Source organism: Tumebacillus sp. BK434, from assembly GCF_004340785.1.
GTDB lineage: Bacteria > Bacillota > Bacilli > Tumebacillales > Tumebacillaceae > Tumebacillus_A.
The window spans coordinates 79,551-97,406 of record NZ_SLXS01000009.1 but is presented as its reverse complement, the minus strand read 5'-3'; the positions used below and the strand labels follow the sequence as shown (position 1 = coordinate 97,406).

The following is a 17,856-nucleotide window of genomic DNA, read 5'->3' as shown; positions in this document are numbered from 1 at the left end:
AAAGATATGAAAAAAGAGCAGACGTCACCGTCTGCTCTTCCTTCATTTCGCCACGTTGTCCCGTTCCTCCAGCATCTCCGGAAGCACGTTGTCCAAGAAGTATTGCACCGCATGCAACTCCCGGTACGAGTGGATCGTCGACAAAGCCTCCTCGTAGATCTCATGGAACAAGGGCTCCGGGTTGCCTTTCAAAATCTCGCCAAACGATTCGTACAAGAGATCGATCTTGTCGGCGACAGCGAGGATCTTCCCTTCGATCGTCTCGTCCTTGCCCTCGCTGAAGCGCCGCGCATAGACCTCGCGAAACTCCTCCGGAATCTCCGCATCGATAAACTTCCGCGTCATCGACTCTTCCACTTGCGAAAAGAGTTCCTTGAGCTCCGGCATCGCGTATTTGACCGGCGTCTTGATATCGCCGGTGAACAGCTCGGCATAGTCGTGGTTGATCGCTTTTTCATACAGCAAACGCCAGTCGATCGCCGTGCCGTGGTGGTCTTCCACCGTGCCGAGGAACTGAGCGATTTTCGTCACTTTAAACGAGTGGCTGGCCACCGAATGCTCCTGGTATTTGAACTTTCCCGGGCAGCGGTTGATGCCTTCCAAGTCGGACAAGCTCTTAAAGTAGTTATGGATTCCCATGTCGATCGCTCCTCTCGCTCGCAGGTATTTCGAAAGACTATATCAAAGAGCGACGGGAAGCACAAGCTACAGTTTTTGGATATGTTCGTTCAGCAGACGGAACGCCGTGTGCAGCGCTGCTTTCGGCACCTGTGCGTAACGGTCGCCGATGCTGATCTCAAAATAGCAGGTGCCAGACTCCGTTTCGCGCACATAATGCGTCAAGCCGACGCCAGACTCCTGATACACTGCCGCTAGGATCGGCTCCAGCCGCTCCTTGGGCAGTGCGACATGCACGTGGAACATGTTCGACACCGGCACTTCCGGCTTGGTCGTCACGCCGTGGCACTCGTTGTACAGAGCGGCCAGCTCTTTGGCCTGCTCATGATACAGCCCCATCTTGGGAATCCGCTGATCGAAATATGCGTTTGCGGTCAGGATGTACGGATACAGCGAGATCAAGTTGCCGCCGTAGCGGCTTTTCCAGACGCCCGCCTGCTCTGTAAACGCGGTGTCCCCGGCCAGAATCGCGCCGGCGATTCCGCCGATCCCTTTGTAAAAGGAGACATAGACGCTGTCGAACAAGGCGCAGACTTCCTCTGCCGTCTTCTGGTAATAGGGCAGGATTTCAAACAGGCGCGCCCCGTCCAGATGCAGCCGGATGCCTTTTTCCCGGCAGTGCGCAGAGATCGCCTGCAGGTCTGCAAAGGACGGCAGCTGGCCGCCGATCTCGCGCTGCGGCAGTTCGATCAGCAGGCAGGCGATCTCCTCTTGCAGGTGCAGGATCTCCTCCAGCCGGATCAGGCGGTCTTTCTCGCCCAGCAGCACCGCTTCGATGCCGTGCAGCTTGTGCATGCCTTCCTGCTCATGGATCTCAAGGTGGGCGAGCGGATGATAGGCGACTTTTTTCAGCCCCTTCTCGTCACACCAGATGCGCATGGCGACCTGTTGGGCCATCGTGCCGCTCGGAAAGAAGACGGCGCTCTGCTTGCCCAAATACGCTGCCAGTTTCGCTTCAAACTCTTCGATCAGCTGGCCAGATCCGTACAGATCACCTTCGACGGTGCCCTCCACTTCGTCCAGCACGTCTTTCAGCACTTGCACGACGCGCTTGCCATGTCCCCCGAGCGGATATCGGGTCTGTGCAAAAGCCTCCGCTACTACGTTATGTGCGCTCACTTGCCGGTAAACCCCTTTCCCTCTCATCTCGTACCCTTATCTTACCACATCAGACTTCCTGAGGAAGCGGCGGTCGATTCCGTAGGCAAGCAGCAGGGCGGCCACGATCAGGATGAGCAGGTTGCCATAGGTCTCATAGGCAAACGCTCTGCCCTCCAACTGGACCCCGTCGGCGCGGTATTCGAAACGCTTCACAGCATGTTCCGCCGTCGAGACGTCTTCCTGCCGCGCCAGGTCTTCGAGCGGTTCTTCAAAAACGAAGCTGTCGGCCGAGTTCCGGTGCAGATACTCGATCTTCGGCACATCCTGCAGACCGTTCCAGTTCTTGACTTCCTTCGCTGCCAGCTGCATACCGTCCGGGCCGGTCACAAACACCCGCTCGAGCGCAGGCAGGTCGGACGTTTGATAGCGGGCGACGATGTTCAAGCCGTGTTTCGTCACGATCGGACGGTTCGCTTCCGAGATCGTCCGCACCTGCGTCGTCCCCGTGTCCGCATAGGTGTCGAACACCGAGGACAGCGCCATCTCTTCCATGCCGTCATAGAGCAGCACGCCGGTCTGGACCTTGTTCCATTGGAACGCGTTGTTGAACACGTAGATGCCGAAGAAGCGCGCGTCGATCGCATACGGGTCGACCGTCGGGTTCTGAACGTACTGGTACATCGGGTATTTCGCCTCTTCAGCCACTTTCTTCGCCATCGGCTCGCCGAGCTTTTCCTTGATCGTGTACAGCACGGCGTCAAAGCCGCCCGTCTGCCCGCCGGAGGTGACGAGGTTGCCCGCCGCCACATAGCGCTGATCCGGCTTCCAGTTCACGTTCGGATAACCCATGCGCAGTGTGCCGATCGCCTGCCAGTGCGACGTGGCATCTTTGCCGTCGAGCAGGCCGGCGTCGGCCAGGCTCGTCGCGCCGCCGCAGATGCTGACCAGCGTTGTGTCTTTGTGCTTTTGGATGTATTCCCGCACCGGGCGGTACAGCTCCTCATCGACGACCGGCATATACGGGACGACGATGATGTCCGGGCTTTTCGCGAGCAGGGCATCGAGCTCCGCAAACGTGTAGTGCGGCACCACTTCCAGCCCGCCGGACAGCGATTTCACTTTTTTATCGGGCGCCACCGCGTAGACATTGTACGCTTTGGTCATCGCAAACAGATCATAAGGAATCAGAAAATCGAACACTTCTGTCGTCGTCGACGCATCGCTCATCAACACCGCGACGGTCGGCTTCTTCGCATCATGCTCCGGCACGGCTACATCCTGCCACTCCGGGAACGTACCTTTGTACACCGAACCGTAGAAATCGCCGTGCGTATTGCTATACCCCAGCAACCCGGCCCCGCCGACCACCAGCACGAACGTCAGCAGATAGACCGCAACACGCAGTAAAATCCTTTTCATTTCCTTTCTCCTCCTCCAATGTTTTCCTGTGGTTGACACTAATTTACCATACCCCCCTATAGTATGTAAAGCACAAAAAAACAAATGTGCTCAAGAGCACATTTGTCAGGGTCTTACTTTTTGATCAGCTTGGTGATGGTGACCAAGAGCTCGTCGATCACTTCATGATCGCCTTCCTGGAGCCGCTCCACCACGCAGCTGCGCATATGTCCTTCCAAGAGCAGCTTGCCGACGCTGTTCAGCGCCGATTGGCAGGCTGCGATCTGATTGAGCACGTCATCACAGTAGGCGTCCTTCTCGATCAGGCCTTTGACGCCGCGGATCTGCCCTTCGATGCGGTTCAGGCGCGCCACCAGATTGGACTTCATCTTGTCCGAATGATGGCTTTTGCGTTCGCCGTCACCATGGCAGCTTTGCTCTTCCGGCGCCATATTGTTCAGCTCTTCCGTTTCCACAGGGCATCCCTCCTTGCTATAAATATGAGATACCTACGTAGGGTATGTCAAGCTAGGATTTTTTAAACGTCCTGCCCGCCACCCGATCATGGGTCGTCCTCCTCACACCGGGAGCGGCAGATAGACATCCACCGTCGTGCCCGTCCCCACTTCGCTGGTGATCTCCAGGCGGCCGCGATGGCCATCGATGATTTTTTTGCTGACCATCAGGCCCAGTCCGGTGCCTTTGGTCTTGGTTGTATAAAAAGGTTCGCCAAGGCGCGCGAGGTGCTCTTGGGGAATGCCTGTGCCTTCGTCCGCCACGCGGATGCGAATCTGTCCCGGTTCCTCCTGCGGAAGATGTGCAAAGAGGCGGAGCCGGCCACCGTTTGGCATCGCCTCGATCGCGTTTTTAATAAAATTGATGAAGACCTGTTTCATCTGGTTGAGATCGCAGTCGATCGCCGGGAGCGCGTCCGGAAACTCCGCTTCGATCTGCACGTTGTGCAAGATCGCCTGCGTCTCGCTGAGCGTCAAGACATCTTGGAGGATCGAGACGAGATCGAGCCTTTTAAACGAGTTGGCCTGCGGTTTGGCCAGCACGAGCAGCTCGCTGACGATCATCTCGATGCGGCTCAGCTCCGATTCCATCACTTCGAGGTACTTGTGATGCGTCTCCTGCCCGAACTGCATCAGTTGGACGAACCCTTTCAGCGCCGTCAGCGGATTGCGGATCTCGTGCGCGAGGCCGGCAGCCAGCTGTCCGGCGATGCTGAGTTTCTCCGTTTGGATCAACATCTCTTCCGACTGCTTGTTTTGGCTGATGTCGCGGCAGGTGCCGCTGATCCCGATCACCTCGCCCCGGTTGTTGCGCACCGGCGACAAGGTGGCGCTGACGTAGATCAGCTGCCCGTTTTTGCAGCGGCGCTGCGTCTCGTAGCCGCGCAGGGAACGCCCCGTTTTGATCTGTTGATGCAGCTCGTGAATCTCGGCCGCCAGAAAGTCGGGAATGATCGGCAGATGTTTGCCTGCGATCTCCGCTTCCGACCAGCCGAACATCGCTTCGAACGCCGGATTGATCTGCAGCACGCGCCCTTCCAGATCGACCAGCCAGATCGCATCGGCGCTGTTCTGCACGATCGCTTCCAGCCGTTCTTTCGTCTTGCGCAGCTCTTCTTCCGAGCGTTTGAGATGCGTGATGTCGCGGCAGGTGCCGCTGATCCCGATCACTTCGCCCCGGTTGTCGCGCACCGGAGACAACGTAGCGCTGACATAGATCAGGCGGCCGTCAAAGCATTGGCGCTGCGTCTCAAAGCCGCGCAGGGACCGGCCCGCTTTGATCTCCTGATGTAGCTGATGCATGTCTGCCTCCAAAAAGTCTGGGATGATCGGCAGGCGTTTGCCAAGCACCTCTTCTTCCGACCAGCCGAACAGCGCTTCAAATGCCGGGTTGACCTGCAGCACGCGCTCCTCAACATCGATCATCCAGATCGCGTCCTGGCTGTTCAGAATAAACGCCTCGAGCAGCTCTTTCGTTTTGCGCAGCTCTTGTTCGGAGCGCTTGCTGTGGCTGATATCCCGGCAGGTGCCGCTGACGGCGATCACGTCGCCGCTTGGGTTGCGCACCGGCGACAACGTGGCGCTGATGTGCAGCAGCCGCCCGTCTTTGCAGATGCATTTCGTTTCCAAGCCAGCCGTGGGCAGGCCTTGCTTCACCTGCTGCATCAGTAGACTCATTTCCCGTTTCAGGAAATACGGTGTCGTCGGCAACCGCCGTCCGACCACTTCTGATTCCGACCAGCCAAACAAAGATTCAAAGGCCGGGTTGATTCGCAGGACACGCTCTTCCAAATCGACCATCCATATCGCATCGGCGCTATCTTGAAGGAACGATTCCATGCGCAGCTTCTTGTCAGGCCCGAAAGACTTTTCCGCAGGATGCGGATTGAAGCCGCGTACCTTGTCCCACTCCTCTGTCATCGTGCGTACACTCCCAAGATTCGAATTTCTTACATGATATGCATAACTCTGACGATTTCACCCATCTACTATCAAGTACGGCACACAATGTCTTTGTCTCGAAACAGCAAGCCCGTAGACTGATCTTTCGATATCTACGGGCTGAAACGCGAATTTTAATTATTTCGTCACTGACTCAGCGACCCGGTGTGCAGCGCCCGGAGCGCAGTCTCGCGGTCCGGCACGAAAAACACCTGTTTGCCTTGATTGCATTCATAGATAAAACTTTTCAAGCTCTTGCTCTCATATCCTGCAAAATCGCCAACAATCGCGATTTTTACTCGATAGTTGGTGTACTTCTGCAAGATTTCGCCGGCCAGTTTCGTCGACAGGTCGAAAAACGACTCGGCGATGTTCGCTTTCGGGATCAATATCTTGTCGGTCTCCGCCTCATAGTGGACGGTCGCCATCAGGTCCAAGGCGTCCTGGACGGTGCTGATGACGAGATCGCCGCTTTCGATGAGCGCCACTTTCGAACTTCCCGTCTGGTCAACCGTGATCTTCATCTGCGTAGCCCCTTTCAGCAAAATCGGCCCCCTGCGAGCTTTCGTTCACAAGGAGGCCGATGCATGGTGTGTGTCAGCGTATGTGCTATACTTTTTTCACAAACTCAGACTTCAATTTCATCGCGCCAAATCCGTCGATCTTGCAGTCGATGTCATGATCGCCGTCGACGAGGCGGATATTTTTAACCTTCGTGCCCATCTTCAGCACGGAGGAGCTGCCTTTGACTTTCAGGTCTTTGATCACCAAGACGGTATCGCCGTCCTGCAGCACGTTGCCGTTGGCGTCGCGGATCGTGCGGATCTCTTCCCCTGCCGCCGCTGCCTGGCCGGGCGTCCATTCGTTCCCGCATTCCGGGCAGATCAGCAGATTCCCGTCCTCATACGTATAAGCGGAGTTGCAATTTGGGCAATTTGGCAAATCGGCCATGCTTCCATTTCCCCCATCCGGTATTTATCGGCTACATACTAACACAGACTGCCGCAATTGGCAAAAATCAGCGATTTGCAAAAAGCCTCCCAGATGATCCGGGAGGCTTTCTAAAGATGCGAGTTAGGCTGAAACGTTCGACGCTTGCGGCTTGTTCTTGCGAATCAAGCCCATAAGACCGGCGATCAAGAGCAGAATGAACGGCAGCAGGAAGAACAGCGAGATGCTGATCAGCCCGCCGATGGCCGCGATCAACATGAAGGTTCCACCCAGCTTCGGCTTGAACTTGACGACAATCGAACCGACGATGGCCAGAATCGAAAAGGCAAATGCTCCGACGGCAAGGCCGCTGAGCTGCGTCGAACCGTTTACCGCTTCATCGATGGCACCAAAAAACAGTGCAAAGAAAGCACCGCCAAACCCGATAATACCGCCAATCAATCCCAATACAAACTCAGTAGTACGTTTCATGATACCCCTCTTTTATCGGCAATTTATTTGACAGGAATGTCAAAAGCGATCTCTTGCTTCTGCATGAAGTCCGGCGAGTGCAATTTGCCTACTTTCAACTTCAGGCTGGTGACTTTGGCGACATCCAGCTTCTTACCGTCCGCGACTGGAAACACCAGCACACCGTCTTTTTTCACGCCGCCTTCAATATCGCCGCCAAGTTTCCCCGAGCTCATAAACATGTTGGAATCCAGTTGCATGTCGCCCACGACAATCTTCGCTTCCTGATCCGGATACCAGCTCATGGCATGTTGATTGTTGTTTTGGAAGTTGATTCCGACTTCGATTTTGGTAGGGCTGACTTTGACCTCTGCGATATTCACTTTCATGCCCAGACCTTCTGCCGAGACATCCGCATTGAATTTCTTCGAGCCGTCCTCTTTCTTCTTGTCGGCCGTCTGATCGTTTTTCGCGGCCACATCGTTGCTGCCGCCAGTTTGTACGTCAGAAGGTGCGCACCCCACCAGCAATCCTGCAGACACGACGACCGCAATACCGAGTTTCACGAATGTTTTCATAACGAGTACCTTCCCCTTTGCATGATAAAAATTTGGATAAGGAACATATTGGTTATTTTGTCATAGTGAACATTGTACAACATCATCACTTTTAATTATATAGAGTTCAATAATTATAATAATCAACAATTCAGATTTACAGCGTCCTAACACTGCATCATTTTGCATGAAATGTCGGGGCGGAGCATCCGATCCCTGCTATGCTGTTCAAAAGGAGGTCAGCGCATGGAAATGCTGAAACACATGAATCGGGCGATGGAGTACTTGGAGGCGCATTTGGCGGAGGAGATCGACTATCGGGAGGCTGCACGGCGGGCGTTTTGCTCGGAGTATCATTTCAAGCGGATGTTTTCCTTTCTGGCCGGCATCCCGCTGTCGGAGTACATCCGCCGCCGCCGGTTGACCTTGGCCGCGTTTGAGCTGCAGGCAGGCGCTGTGAAGGTGATCGATCTGGCCATGAAGTACGGGTACAGCTCGCCCGACTCGTTCGCCCGGGCGTTTCAGGCCCTGCACGGCATCACCCCGACGGAAGCCAGAACGGGCGGTGCCTCGCTGAAGGCGTTTCCGCGCATGACTTTCCAGCTGACAATCCAAGGGGGAAACGAGATGAACTATCGCCTTGTAGACAAAGCTGCTTTTCGCATCGTCGGCATCCAGAAGCGGGTCCCGATCATCTTTCACGGGGTCAATCCTGAGATCGCCGCGATGTGGGAGAGCTTGACACCGGAGCAGATTCGGCAGATCAAGTCGCTGTCGAACATCGAACCGCACGGCATCCTCAGCGCCTCGGTGAATTTTTCCGAAGGGCGGATGGAGGAAAGAGGCGAGCTGGACCATTACATCGGAGCGGCGACTACGCAAGACGCGCCCGACACCCTCGCCGCACTCGAAGTCCCCGCCTCCACCTGGGCGGTCTTCGAAGCGGTCGGCCCATTCCCCGGCACCTTGCAGGAAATCTGGGGCCGCATCTACGCGGAGTGGTTCCCTTCCTCGCACTACCAGCAGGTCGCAGGCCCGGAGATCCTCTGGAATGCAGACTCTGATACGACCAACCCTGCTTTTCGAAGCGAGATCTGGATTCCCGTTGCCAAGCGATAAACACAAGAACGCCCTCGTTGCCAGCCAGCACGAGGGCGTTTCCTATTCGATCGAACTATAGAGAGCGCTGTAGTTGGCGCGATGCGGGACAAGTGAACAAACGCTTACTCCGGCTGATGAAAATGGTGAATCGGGCGGATCTCCAAGCGCCAGCCGAACTCCTCACCTGCAGGTACACGAGTCGTCGGGTGCAAGGACGCGATGTGAAGCGCTTCCTCAAATGTATCCGCTTCGATGACGAACGCGCTGCCGATCATTTCTTTGCTCTCGGCAAAGGGGCCGTCGGTCACCGTCACGTTGCCGCCTGTCCGCTTCATGCTCTTGACCGTCTCTTCGAGGCCGGCATCGAAGAGCACCCGACCGCTTTGATAAAATTCTCTCAGGTGCGGCGAGCATTCGCTCATCACCGCATCCAGTTCCGCTTCTGGCAGCACACTCATTTTTTCCGGATTGAAATAGCCCAGGCACAAATATTTCATGATCATCTCTCCCTTCTATCTAGAACGACGAACGAGCGACGGCGCAGACGACAACCTGTATAAAAAATTTTCACTGCGATTCGTCACCGGCGCACAATCACTAGCTTCGTTTGCAGACGATCTGAATCGGGTTCCCATCCGGGTCCTGCGTAAGGCGGGTCAGATGGGTCAGATGGGTCAGATGGGTCGCCATGTAGTGGACACTGTACGCCATGCCGGACTAAAGTGTCCCTGCCTTCCGGATCGGCTACAAATACTTTGCTGTGACCGACCGCTCACACGAGACGATGCCGGCCGGCGGTCCTTCGTACAGGATCTCCCCGCCGCCGGTGCCGCCGTCCGGTCCCATGTCGATGATCCAGTCGCTGCGCCGGATCACATCCAGGTTGTGTTCGATGACGATCACGGTGTTGCCTTTCCCGACCAGTTGATCGATGATGCGCAGGATGTTGGAAACGTCCGACATGTGCAGCCCCGTGGTCGGTTCGTCGAGAATGTAGATGTTGCCTTTCTTATTGAGTTCCTTCCCCAGCTTCAAGCGCTGGCATTCGCCGCCGGAAAGCGTGCTCAACGGCTGGCCCAGGGTCAGATAGCCCAGTCCGACCGTCTCCAGGCTCTTCAACTTGCTCAAAATATCTTTGGTCTCAAAAAACTCCAGCGCTTCTGCGATCGTCATTTCCATCACGTCGACAATGTTTTTCCCTTTGTACAGGTAACCCAGCACATCCTGTCTAAAACGGCTGCCGTTGCATTCACTGCAGACGACCTCCATCTTGTCCATAAACGACATGTTCAGCTCGACGATGCCAGTTCCGCCACACCCCGGGCAACCGCCCTCCGAGTTCGAGCTGAACAGCCCGCCCTCGACTTGATTCGCCGCCGCAAACGCTTTGCGGATCGCATTCATGATGTCGGAGTAGGTCGCCGGATTGGAGCGAATGTTCGCGTGCACCGCGTTTTGGTCGATGCGCACCGCCTCCGGATAATCCTTGGCGAACACTTCGTTGACCAGCGTGCTCTTCCCGGAGCCGGCCACGCCGGTGATCACGGTGAAGACGCCTTGCGGAACGCGGAGCGAGACGTTTTTCAGATTGTGCAGGCTGCTTGTGCTGCTCTCGAAGAACTCGTCCACCGCCCGCGGCGTGGTGTTGATCTCCGCGTGGCGGGTCAGGTAGCGCCCCGTCAGCGTATCGGATGCCAGCAGCCCCTGATAATCGCCGCTGTACATGATCTCCCCGCCGCCGGAGCCTGCTTTCGGTCCCACGTCGATGATATGGTCGGCCACTTTGATCACGTCCGGGTCGTGCTCCACCACCAGCACGGTGTTGCCTTTGTCGCGCAGTTTGACCAGCAGTTCATTCAAACGGTACACATCCCGCGGATGCAAGCCGGTGCTGGGTTCATCAAAGATGTAGAGCAGCCCGGTCAAACTGCTGGTCAGATGCTTGACCATCTTGACCCGCTGCGACTCGCCGCCTGATAACGTCGACGTTTCCCGGGTCAGGCTCATATACCCCAGCCCGATCTCGCAGAGATTGCTGACCCGTTCCACAATGCCGTCCACAATCGGCTGGGCGGCAGGATTATCGATCTGCGACACGACTTCGATCAGTCGATCCAACTGCAGATCGGTCAGGTCAAAAATCGAGTAGCCCATGACTTTCGAAGACAGTGCTTTCTTGCTGTAGCGCTTGCCGCCACAGTCCGGGCAGTCGCAAGTCGTGGTAAACTGATCCAGTTTCTTGGCGGCCGCTTTCGTTGTGTCTTTTTGCGTGTTCACGTTCAAGCGCATGAAGCGCACGGCAAGACCTTCGTAGATCGTATTCAGCTCGTTCATTTGGTAATTGACTACCACTCGTTGCGGCTCCGCGTACAGCAGCTGTTCGAGTTCTTCCGCTGTATAGTCTTTGATCTTTTTCTCCGCGTCGAAGAACCCCGACTCGCCGTACAGCTTCCACTGCCACGAGCCTGGCGCGAAACCGGGCAGCAAGATGGCGCCTTCGTTCAAAGACTTCTCCCGATCCACCGCCGCTTCGACCGACAGCGTGATGATCCGGCCAATCCCTTCGCATTTGGCGCACATGCCGATCGGATCATTAAACGAAAAGGCGTTGCTCAGACCGACCTGCGGTTCGCCAAAACGGGAAAACAGCAGCCGGAACAGCGCATGAAGATCTGTCACCGTGCCCAGCGTGGAACGGGCATTGCCGCCCAGCCGTTTTTGATCCACCACGATGGCGGTCGATAAATTGCGGAGTTCATCCGCTTCCGGGCGGCCGTAGCGCGGCAGGAAGCTCCGGACAAAGCTGTTATACGTTTCGTTGAGTTGCCGCCCCGCTTCCTGAGCGATCGTATCAAAAACGATCGAGGATTTGCCGGAACCGGACACCCCGGTAAAGATCGTGATCTTGCCTTTGGGAATCTGCAGGCTGACATTTTTCAAATTGTTTTCGCGTGCGTTGACGATTTCGATGTAGGCCTGGGTCATCGCAGTGCCTCCTTTGCCTCTCTTTTACAGCGTAAACGAAAAGAGCATCAAAGAAGTGGAACTCTCTTTTGATGCTCTGCTTGTGATTTAAAACATGCCCAGTAGTTTTTTTCGATAAAAGGGCTGAATCTCCTTCACCGCATCCAAGACCCAATCGGTCATTCCGGTCAGATCGAGCGGCACGCCCTGCAAATGCGGCTCGGCGGTCTCCGCAATGCCGTTGAACAGCTCCTCGGGTCTGCCTTCCGCTTCCACGGCGATCAGATAGCCGGTCTCCGCGTCTTTGGACATCTGTAGCAGGTAGGCTTTTTTGATCCGCTTCTGCTGCTTCATGTAGCGGGTCACGTCGCGGATCAGCTCCGCCGGCACTTGCGCCGGTTCGCCCAGCACGATCTTCGTGCTTTGAGGAACGACATGCTCTTGAACGGACGCCGCGCGGGGTGCTTCCTGTTGACGTCTGAACTCTTCAATCCGCTGTTTATTGTTGGCATTGATCTGGAAAGAAATACCTCTGCTATTGATGACCGCTCCGTCCATCCGTTCCGACAAAGCCACCATGTCCGCATAGGTTGCGACATTGCCGCTCCACTGCGTCTTGTCGTACGCCTTTTCAAATTCCACCCAATCGGTAAACACCGGGAGCCAGGTGGTTTGATCCTGACCATCCAAGCAGGCAAACTGCAGGGTGGCGCCTTGCTGCAGCGTCTTCACCCCATCCTCGTCGGGTGCGGAAGGCTCGTCTTCGATCACTTTCATGGGAATGAGGTAGTTCCCGTTGAGGATTTCCTCGATCATGATCCCTTCCAGCTGATACAGATGCTGCTGTTTGCCTTCGTACTGGCTTCGCGACGACATGGTCTGGAAAAAGCGGATCATCGCATGCTGCAGCTCCGGATTGGTGACCGGAATGTTGATCTCCGGCGTCCCGCTCCAGTCTGGCGGCGGCAAGATCGCATCGCGCTCCACTTCGATATGATATTGGCCGTTGTCGATGAGGATCTTGCGAATCCCCAGCCGATGCAGCTCCGCAAAGGCAATCATGTTTTCAGCCGGGCCGATCTTTCTCATGTCCAGCTGGATCATCCGCTGCAAAAAGTAGTCCTGTGCGAGCAGCGCATACTCCTCTTTCGAAAACAGCCAGATGCGCTCCTCCGGATCGAGATACGGACAGTTCGTGATCTTGTCAAACGCCAGGTACAGGGCATCAGCATGTTTTAGCTTTTCATGCACCTCGGACAAGCCCGCTTTGATCTTCTCAAGGAAATCCCCCTGCTCATCCGCACCTTCCGATTGAAACTTTTTGGCCATATGGATGAGAAATATAAGCTCTTGCAGTTCCAACTCCTGATAAGCGTCTATCGATACCTCTGCTCGTAGCAAGTACTGCCTGATGATTTCGTCTTTTCTCTCCTCATTCATCCGAGATCCCCCCATCATTCCATATATCCATTATACAGGAAGAACACTCGTTCCTAACCTTATGACTTTAAATACAGCTCATCATTGAGTCACTTGCCCTTCGTCTCTATTCAAGCATTTAGTTAGTCACCTCGATAAAACTTCTGCAATACCAAAAGCCGATCACTATTCGCTTGCAACTCACTAGGGCCCGATGCAGCAAATGCCAGATTCGGCATCGGGTATGAAAGCCCCTCCCCGCTTGGCAGTAACGCGATGTGAAACATGAGCAGCAGATCAAAACAAATACCCTCCTCCCAATGATGGGAGGAGGGTTGCTTTGATCTAGAATTAGTTATATACCAGCTCTTCCTGCTGCTCGTTCAGACCGAGCGCCTGGGCGGTCGAAGTGTGCAGTTCATGGAACAGTTCCGGGTTCTGCACGAGCGATACGCCGTACGACGGAATCATCGCTTTGATCTTCTCTTCCCACTCCATCATGTGTTGCGGGAAGCATTTTTCCAAGACCTCCAGCATGACGTGGACAGCGGTCGAAGCGCCCGGCGATGCGCCGAGCAGGGCCGCGATCGAGCCGTCCGCAGCGCTGATCACTTCCGTGCCGAACTGCAGCGTGCCTTTGCCTGCCGCCGTGTCTTTGATCACCTGCACGCGCTGGCCGGCGACGACGATCTCCCAGTCTTCTTTTTTGGCATGCGGAATAAACTCGCGCAGTTCTTCCATGCGCTTGTCGGTGGACAGCATCACCTGCTGGATCAGGTATTTGGTTAACGCCATCTCTTTGACGCCCGCTGCCATCATCGTCATCACGTTGTTCGGCTTGACCGAACCGATGAGGTCAAGGTTAGAGCCCGTTTTCAGGAACTTCGGAGAGAAGCCGGCAAACGGGCCGAACAGCAGAGTCTTCTTGTTGTTGATGTATCGGGTATCGAGATGCGGAACGGACATCGGCGGAGCGCCGACTTTTGCCTTGCCGTACACTTTCGCATGATGCTGTTCGACCACTTCCGGGTTGTTGCAGACCATGAAGAGCCCGCTCACCGGGAAGCCGCCAATATGTTTGGACTCCGGGATGCCGGTTTTCTGCAGCAAAGGCAGACTGCCGCCGCCGCCGCCGATGAAGACAAACTTCGCCGTGTGGTGCTGAACGGTGCCGCTGCTTAGATCGCGCACTTTCAGTTCCCACTCGCCGCCGCTGTTGCGCTTGATGTTCTCCACGCTGTGCTTGTAGTGGATCTCGACGTTTTGGGCCTGCAGGTGATCAAACATCATGCGGGTCAAAGCGCCAAAGTTGACGTCCGTGCCCGAGTCGATCTTGGTCGCTGCGATCGGTTCTGCCGAAGTGCGGCCTTCCATGATCAGCGGGATCCATTCCTGCAGTTTCACCGGGTCATCGGAATACTCCATGCCCTGGAACAGCGGATTCTTGGACAATGCTTCAAAACGCTTCTTCAAGAACGATACGTTCTTCTCCCCCTCCACGAAGCTCATGTGGGGAATCGGCATGATGAAGTCTTTCGGATTGGTGATCAGCTTGCTGTTGACAAGATAGGACCAGAACTGTCTGGACAGCTGAAATTGTTCATTGATTTTAATAGCCTTGCTAATATCGATAGATCCATCAGATTTCTCAGAAGTATAGTTAAGCTCACACAGCGCAGCATGGCCCGTACCGGCATTGTTCCATTCGTTCGAGCTTTCTTCGCCTGCACTTGCAAGTTTCTCAAAGACTTTGATATTCCAGTCAGGTGCTAACTCTTTCAGTAATGACCCCAAAGTCGCGCTCATGACTCCAGCACCAATTAAGATAACGTCTGTTGTGTTCTGTACGTTTCTCATGATAGCCTTCCTTCTCCCTATGATTGCAAAAAGAGTAGACACTTCTGCTTAGGCGTCACAAAAAAGTAAGGCGCCACCTAAGAGCACACCTTTTCTGACTCAAGTATACCATAACCAACTCTATTTATGATCAATATTAGACTACCTTGTCGATAGGGTAAAGTTTGGTTTTTCGACAAAAAAGATAGAGATCGCTTCTTGAGTTTGATGACTCGGCGATCTCTAGCTTTTTTGACCAAACAGTCTAAATTACTTGTTCCATACGCCCTCCATGTTTCAGTACCACTTTTCGTACGAACTGCAGTGCATTCGCAAGCGCGATGACAGCAAGCCAGATGATGAGAGACGGCATCATCATCCAGATCCCCTGCCAAGGCACCACCCGCCCGCCGCCGACTATCGTGAGAAGAGGTGCCAGAAAGAGCAGCAGCAGCAGCAACACCGGCACCGCCACCCCGAGCGCCGGAAGCAGCCAACTGCGGCGCCGCTTCTTGTGCCACCAGACCGTTCCGATGATCAACAGCAGCATCACGGTCTCCGCATTCCGGTTCGTGATCAAACTCCCTGCTGCCGGTCCGCCCTGCATGATCTGCTCCACTCCTCTTACCAAGGAGGAAGTATCGACGAATGCGTTCAATCCTGTGTCAAAGAGCACGGTAATCCCAACCTGCCGATCCAAATCGATCTGCTCTTCAGACTTGTATGTCCAAAGTATACCGCTATGGGAAAGCGTTCGTTTCCCGCTTTCCTCTTTCCGTACCATCCAGCCCATTCCGTACCTGCCGTCTGGCCCTGGGGCATGATACTGCGCCATCAGGCCGGGAGCGAGCAGCTGCCCATTTTGTTGCGCTTGCATCCAGATCGCCATATCTTCGGCCGTCGCGATCACACCGGCCGGGCCGTCGACAAACCAGTCCGGCTCTGCGCTTTCAACCGCATTGCCCAACAGCAAGTAATGTCCGCGTGGAACGGCCGGGTAGTCATTGATCTGTTGTGTCGTACTGACCGCGAAAGTGTCGCTCATACCCAAAGGGGCAAAGAGGTGTGCTTGCAAGTAGTCGGAAAAGCGCTGTCCGCTGAGCTGCTCAACGAGCAAAGCCAAGTACTGATAATTGGGATTGTGATAGCTGTAGGCTGCTCCCGGATCGCTGGCTAGCGTGATCTGCTCTAGAGAAGCGGGCAGGTCCTGCAGCGACCGGATGGGTACCGGTCTCGTCATGTCGGGATTCACCCGGTCGGTCAATCCGCTGGTCTGGTTCAGCAAATGCCGAACGGTGATCTGCCGGACGCGGGGATCGATCGGCGTACGAGCGGGAAAATAAGAAAGATACGGCGCGTCGAGGTCGAGCCTTCCTTGTTCAGCGAGCTGCAATACCGCCAAAGCGGTCATCGATTTGCTGAGCGAGGCGATGGGAAACGGCGTCTTGCCGGTGATCGCCTTTCCCTTCGTAGTAGTGCCGTAGCCCTGCGTGTAAAACACCTCGTCACCGGACGTGATCGCCAGCGCCACCCCGTTGATCCGATTGCGTTTCATCTGTTTCGTGACGTATTCGTCGATGGCCGCCAAGGTCTCCGCCTTGCTGCTCGGCGCGGCGGCCCCAGCAGGCTGACTGAGCAAGGCCAGCAGCAGCAGCAAGCTCATCAGGCAACCGACCAGTCTGTTCGGTACGTTCATCGCAAGCACCCTCCTCGTCATTTCGATAAGGAGATGCTACCGCCTAATTCTCTACAAATGATCAACTTTGCACAAAAAGCTTGCCGTCACCTTGGCGCCGCCGCAGTGCGGGCTGTTTTCGATCACGAGGCGGCCATGATGCTTTTCACACAGCGCCCTGCAGATCGTCAGCCCGAGCCCGCGATGGCCGCCCTTGCCCTGCCCGGCTTCCTCTGGAAAGCCGGCGCCGTCGTCTTCGATGGTGATCGAGAACAGGCCCTGCTCCAGCCGATACTGCACAGACACGCCGCTCTCAGCATGGCGGACACCGTTGGCCAGCATGTTTTCAAACACCTGCATCACCAGATCGCGATCGACAGCCAGCGTCTGCGCATCGGCCGCCGTGCTCGATGCGCAAGTCTTTCCTCTCTGCCCGGCGAACGATCGTGCGCTGTGCTCCAACGGTGCAATCAAACTGTCGAAGTCGGTCTCCCGAGGCCGCACGGGCATCTCTTCCAGCTTCTGAATGGAGCTCATCGTCTCCACATAGCCTTCCAGCCGTTCGATGTGCAGGTTCATCGTTTGCACCTTCAGCTTGGCACGGATGCGCCTGATATGCTCGGCGATCACCTTGCTGTCCCCTTCCGCTTCCATACCCCGTACTTTTTCATAGATGCGCTCGCGATCAAACACCATGTCGGGATGAGCGGATAACAGTTCGATGATGTTAAATTCCGTTTTGGACAGCGCGACGGGCTTGTCGTTGCAGATCAGCTCCCGGGCCAGATAATCGATCACAAGCGCCTCGCCAAATCTGACCTGCGATTTCTTTTGGCTGCGCAGTTCCCGCCGCAAGTGCGCCTCGACCCGCGCCCCGAGTTCCAGAATGCTGAACGGCTTTTGAATATAATCATCGCCCCCCGCTTGAAACCCGGCGATTTTATCTGCATCCTCGATGCGCGCCGTCAGAAACAGGATCGGGCAGGACACAAAGTTGCGGATCTGCCTGCACACCTCCAGCCCGTCCCGCTCCGGCATGTTGATGTCCAGCAGGATCAGATCCGGCTGCTCCGCCGCCTGCTGCAACGCTTCCTTCCCGTCCTTGGCGGTCAGCACCAGATAACCGTTGAGTTCAAAATAATCTTGGAGCAGATGCCGAAGACCTGCCTCATCATCTGCGATCAATAGTTTCTTCCTCATGCCCATACCCTTTCTTCTCATCATGCAAATTGACGGAACTATTTTAACATCGTATGATAGATCACAAGTT

General features: G+C 55.4%; 16 protein-coding genes. 1 reads left to right on the top strand and 15 read right to left on the bottom strand.

What is annotated here, in order from left to right:
• Positions 1-42: 42 nt before the first annotated feature.
• The 9 genes from EV586_RS18120 to EV586_RS18080 form a co-directional block, all read right to left on the bottom strand.
• A complete protein-coding gene (locus EV586_RS18120; protein WP_132946494.1) occupies positions 43-639 on the bottom strand; it encodes an HD domain-containing protein in 597 nt (198 codons plus the stop codon).
• A gap of 66 nt (positions 640-705) precedes the next feature.
• The gene (locus EV586_RS18115; protein WP_243653082.1) at positions 706-1,797 is read right to left on the bottom strand and encodes a threonine aldolase family protein; all 1,092 of its coding nucleotides are present in this window, start codon (positions 1,795-1,797) and stop codon (positions 706-708) included.
• Between the two features lie 36 nt (positions 1,798-1,833).
• Entirely contained in the window at positions 1,834-3,198 is a 1,365-nt protein-coding gene (locus EV586_RS18110; RefSeq protein ID WP_132946492.1) for a DJ-1/PfpI family protein, read from the bottom strand.
• A gap of 113 nt (positions 3,199-3,311) precedes the next feature.
• Positions 3,312-3,629 (bottom strand): metal-sensitive transcriptional regulator, encoded by a 318-nt coding sequence (locus EV586_RS18105; protein WP_132946518.1) that lies wholly within the window; start codon positions 3,627-3,629, stop codon positions 3,312-3,314.
• 126 nt (positions 3,630-3,755) lie between these two features.
• Positions 3,756-5,612, bottom strand: a complete 1,857-nt coding sequence (locus EV586_RS18100; protein ID WP_132946491.1) for a PAS domain-containing sensor histidine kinase — start codon at positions 5,610-5,612, stop codon at positions 3,756-3,758.
• A 167-nt stretch (positions 5,613-5,779) separates the two neighbouring features.
• The gene (locus tag EV586_RS18095) at positions 5,780-6,157 is read right to left on the bottom strand and encodes a DUF4180 domain-containing protein (RefSeq protein ID WP_132946490.1); all 378 of its coding nucleotides are present in this window, start codon (positions 6,155-6,157) and stop codon (positions 5,780-5,782) included.
• A gap of 85 nt (positions 6,158-6,242) precedes the next feature.
• Positions 6,243-6,584 carry a zinc ribbon domain-containing protein YjdM gene (locus EV586_RS18090; RefSeq protein ID WP_132946489.1) on the bottom strand — a complete coding sequence of 114 codons (342 nt, stop codon included), beginning with the start codon at positions 6,582-6,584 and terminating at the stop codon, positions 6,243-6,245.
• Positions 6,585-6,707: 123 nt separating this feature from the next.
• The gene (locus tag EV586_RS18085) at positions 6,708-7,055 is read right to left on the bottom strand and encodes a DUF4064 domain-containing protein (protein ID WP_132946488.1); all 348 of its coding nucleotides are present in this window, start codon (positions 7,053-7,055) and stop codon (positions 6,708-6,710) included.
• A gap of 23 nt (positions 7,056-7,078) precedes the next feature.
• Complete coding sequence (locus EV586_RS18080; protein WP_132946487.1) at positions 7,079-7,612, bottom strand: hypothetical protein; 534 nt, start codon at positions 7,610-7,612, stop codon at positions 7,079-7,081.
• Between the two features lie 225 nt (positions 7,613-7,837).
• Between EV586_RS18080 and EV586_RS18075 the strand changes: the two genes are divergently transcribed.
• Positions 7,838-8,710 carry an AraC family transcriptional regulator gene (locus EV586_RS18075; RefSeq protein ID WP_132946486.1) on the top strand — a complete coding sequence of 291 codons (873 nt, stop codon included), beginning with the start codon at positions 7,838-7,840 and terminating at the stop codon, positions 8,708-8,710.
• Between the two features lie 104 nt (positions 8,711-8,814).
• Here the strand turns inward: EV586_RS18075 and EV586_RS18070 are convergent, their stop codons facing one another.
• From EV586_RS18070 to EV586_RS21905, 6 genes are all read right to left on the bottom strand, one after another.
• Positions 8,815-9,189: a YciI family protein gene (locus EV586_RS18070; RefSeq protein WP_132946485.1), complete on the bottom strand. Its 375-nt coding sequence runs from the start codon at positions 9,187-9,189 to the stop codon at positions 8,815-8,817.
• Positions 9,190-9,436: 247 nt separating this feature from the next.
• Positions 9,437-11,677 carry an ATP-binding cassette domain-containing protein gene (locus EV586_RS18065; protein ID WP_132946484.1) on the bottom strand — a complete coding sequence of 747 codons (2,241 nt, stop codon included), beginning with the start codon at positions 11,675-11,677 and terminating at the stop codon, positions 9,437-9,439.
• 87 nt (positions 11,678-11,764) lie between these two features.
• Positions 11,765-13,096 carry an enhanced serine sensitivity protein SseB C-terminal domain-containing protein gene (locus tag EV586_RS18060; RefSeq protein ID WP_243653081.1) on the bottom strand — a complete coding sequence of 444 codons (1,332 nt, stop codon included), beginning with the start codon at positions 13,094-13,096 and terminating at the stop codon, positions 11,765-11,767.
• 330 nt (positions 13,097-13,426) lie between these two features.
• Positions 13,427-14,953, bottom strand: a complete 1,527-nt coding sequence (locus tag EV586_RS18055; RefSeq protein WP_347812681.1) for a malate:quinone oxidoreductase — start codon at positions 14,951-14,953, stop codon at positions 13,427-13,429.
• 223 nt (positions 14,954-15,176) lie between these two features.
• Positions 15,177-16,628, bottom strand: coding sequence for a serine hydrolase domain-containing protein (locus tag EV586_RS18050; RefSeq protein ID WP_243653080.1), 1,452 nt, complete (start codon positions 16,626-16,628; stop codon positions 15,177-15,179).
• 30 nt (positions 16,629-16,658) lie between these two features.
• Positions 16,659-17,771: an ATP-binding response regulator gene (locus EV586_RS21905; protein WP_243653079.1), complete on the bottom strand. Its 1,113-nt coding sequence runs from the start codon at positions 17,769-17,771 to the stop codon at positions 16,659-16,661.
• Positions 17,772-17,856: the final 85 nt, after the last annotated feature.

Bases quoted from the DNA above. Each gene is read 5' to 3' on its own strand.
- EV586_RS18095 (WP_132946490.1), bottom strand. From the start codon at position 6,157: ATGAAGATCACGGTTGACCAGACGGGAAGTTCGAAAGTGGCGCTCATC.
- EV586_RS18080 (WP_132946487.1), bottom strand. From the start codon at position 7,612: ATGAAAACATTCGTGAAACTCGGTATTGCGGTCGTCGTGTCTGCAGGA.
- EV586_RS18090 (WP_132946489.1), bottom strand. From the start codon at position 6,584: ATGGCCGATTTGCCAAATTGCCCAAATTGCAACTCCGCTTATACGTAT.
- EV586_RS18085 (WP_132946488.1), bottom strand. From the start codon at position 7,055: ATGAAACGTACTACTGAGTTTGTATTGGGATTGATTGGCGGTATTATC.
- EV586_RS18075 (WP_132946486.1), top strand. From the start codon at position 7,838: ATGGAAATGCTGAAACACATGAATCGGGCGATGGAGTACTTGGAGGCG.
- EV586_RS18120 (WP_132946494.1), bottom strand. From the start codon at position 639: ATGGGAATCCATAACTACTTTAAGAGCTTGTCCGACTTGGAAGGCATC.
- EV586_RS18105 (WP_132946518.1), bottom strand. From the start codon at position 3,629: ATGGCGCCGGAAGAGCAAAGCTGCCATGGTGACGGCGAACGCAAAAGC.
- EV586_RS18050 (WP_243653080.1), bottom strand. From the start codon at position 16,628: ATGACGAGGAGGGTGCTTGCGATGAACGTACCGAACAGACTGGTCGGT.
- EV586_RS18070 (WP_132946485.1), bottom strand. From the start codon at position 9,189: ATGAAATATTTGTGCCTGGGCTATTTCAATCCGGAAAAAATGAGTGTG.
- EV586_RS18110 (WP_132946492.1), bottom strand. From the start codon at position 3,198: ATGAAAAGGATTTTACTGCGTGTTGCGGTCTATCTGCTGACGTTCGTG.
- EV586_RS18065 (WP_132946484.1), bottom strand. From the start codon at position 11,677: ATGACCCAGGCCTACATCGAAATCGTCAACGCACGCGAAAACAATTTG.
- EV586_RS18060 (WP_243653081.1), bottom strand. From the start codon at position 13,096: ATGAATGAGGAGAGAAAAGACGAAATCATCAGGCAGTACTTGCTACGA.
- EV586_RS18100 (WP_132946491.1), bottom strand. From the start codon at position 5,612: ATGACAGAGGAGTGGGACAAGGTACGCGGCTTCAATCCGCATCCTGCG.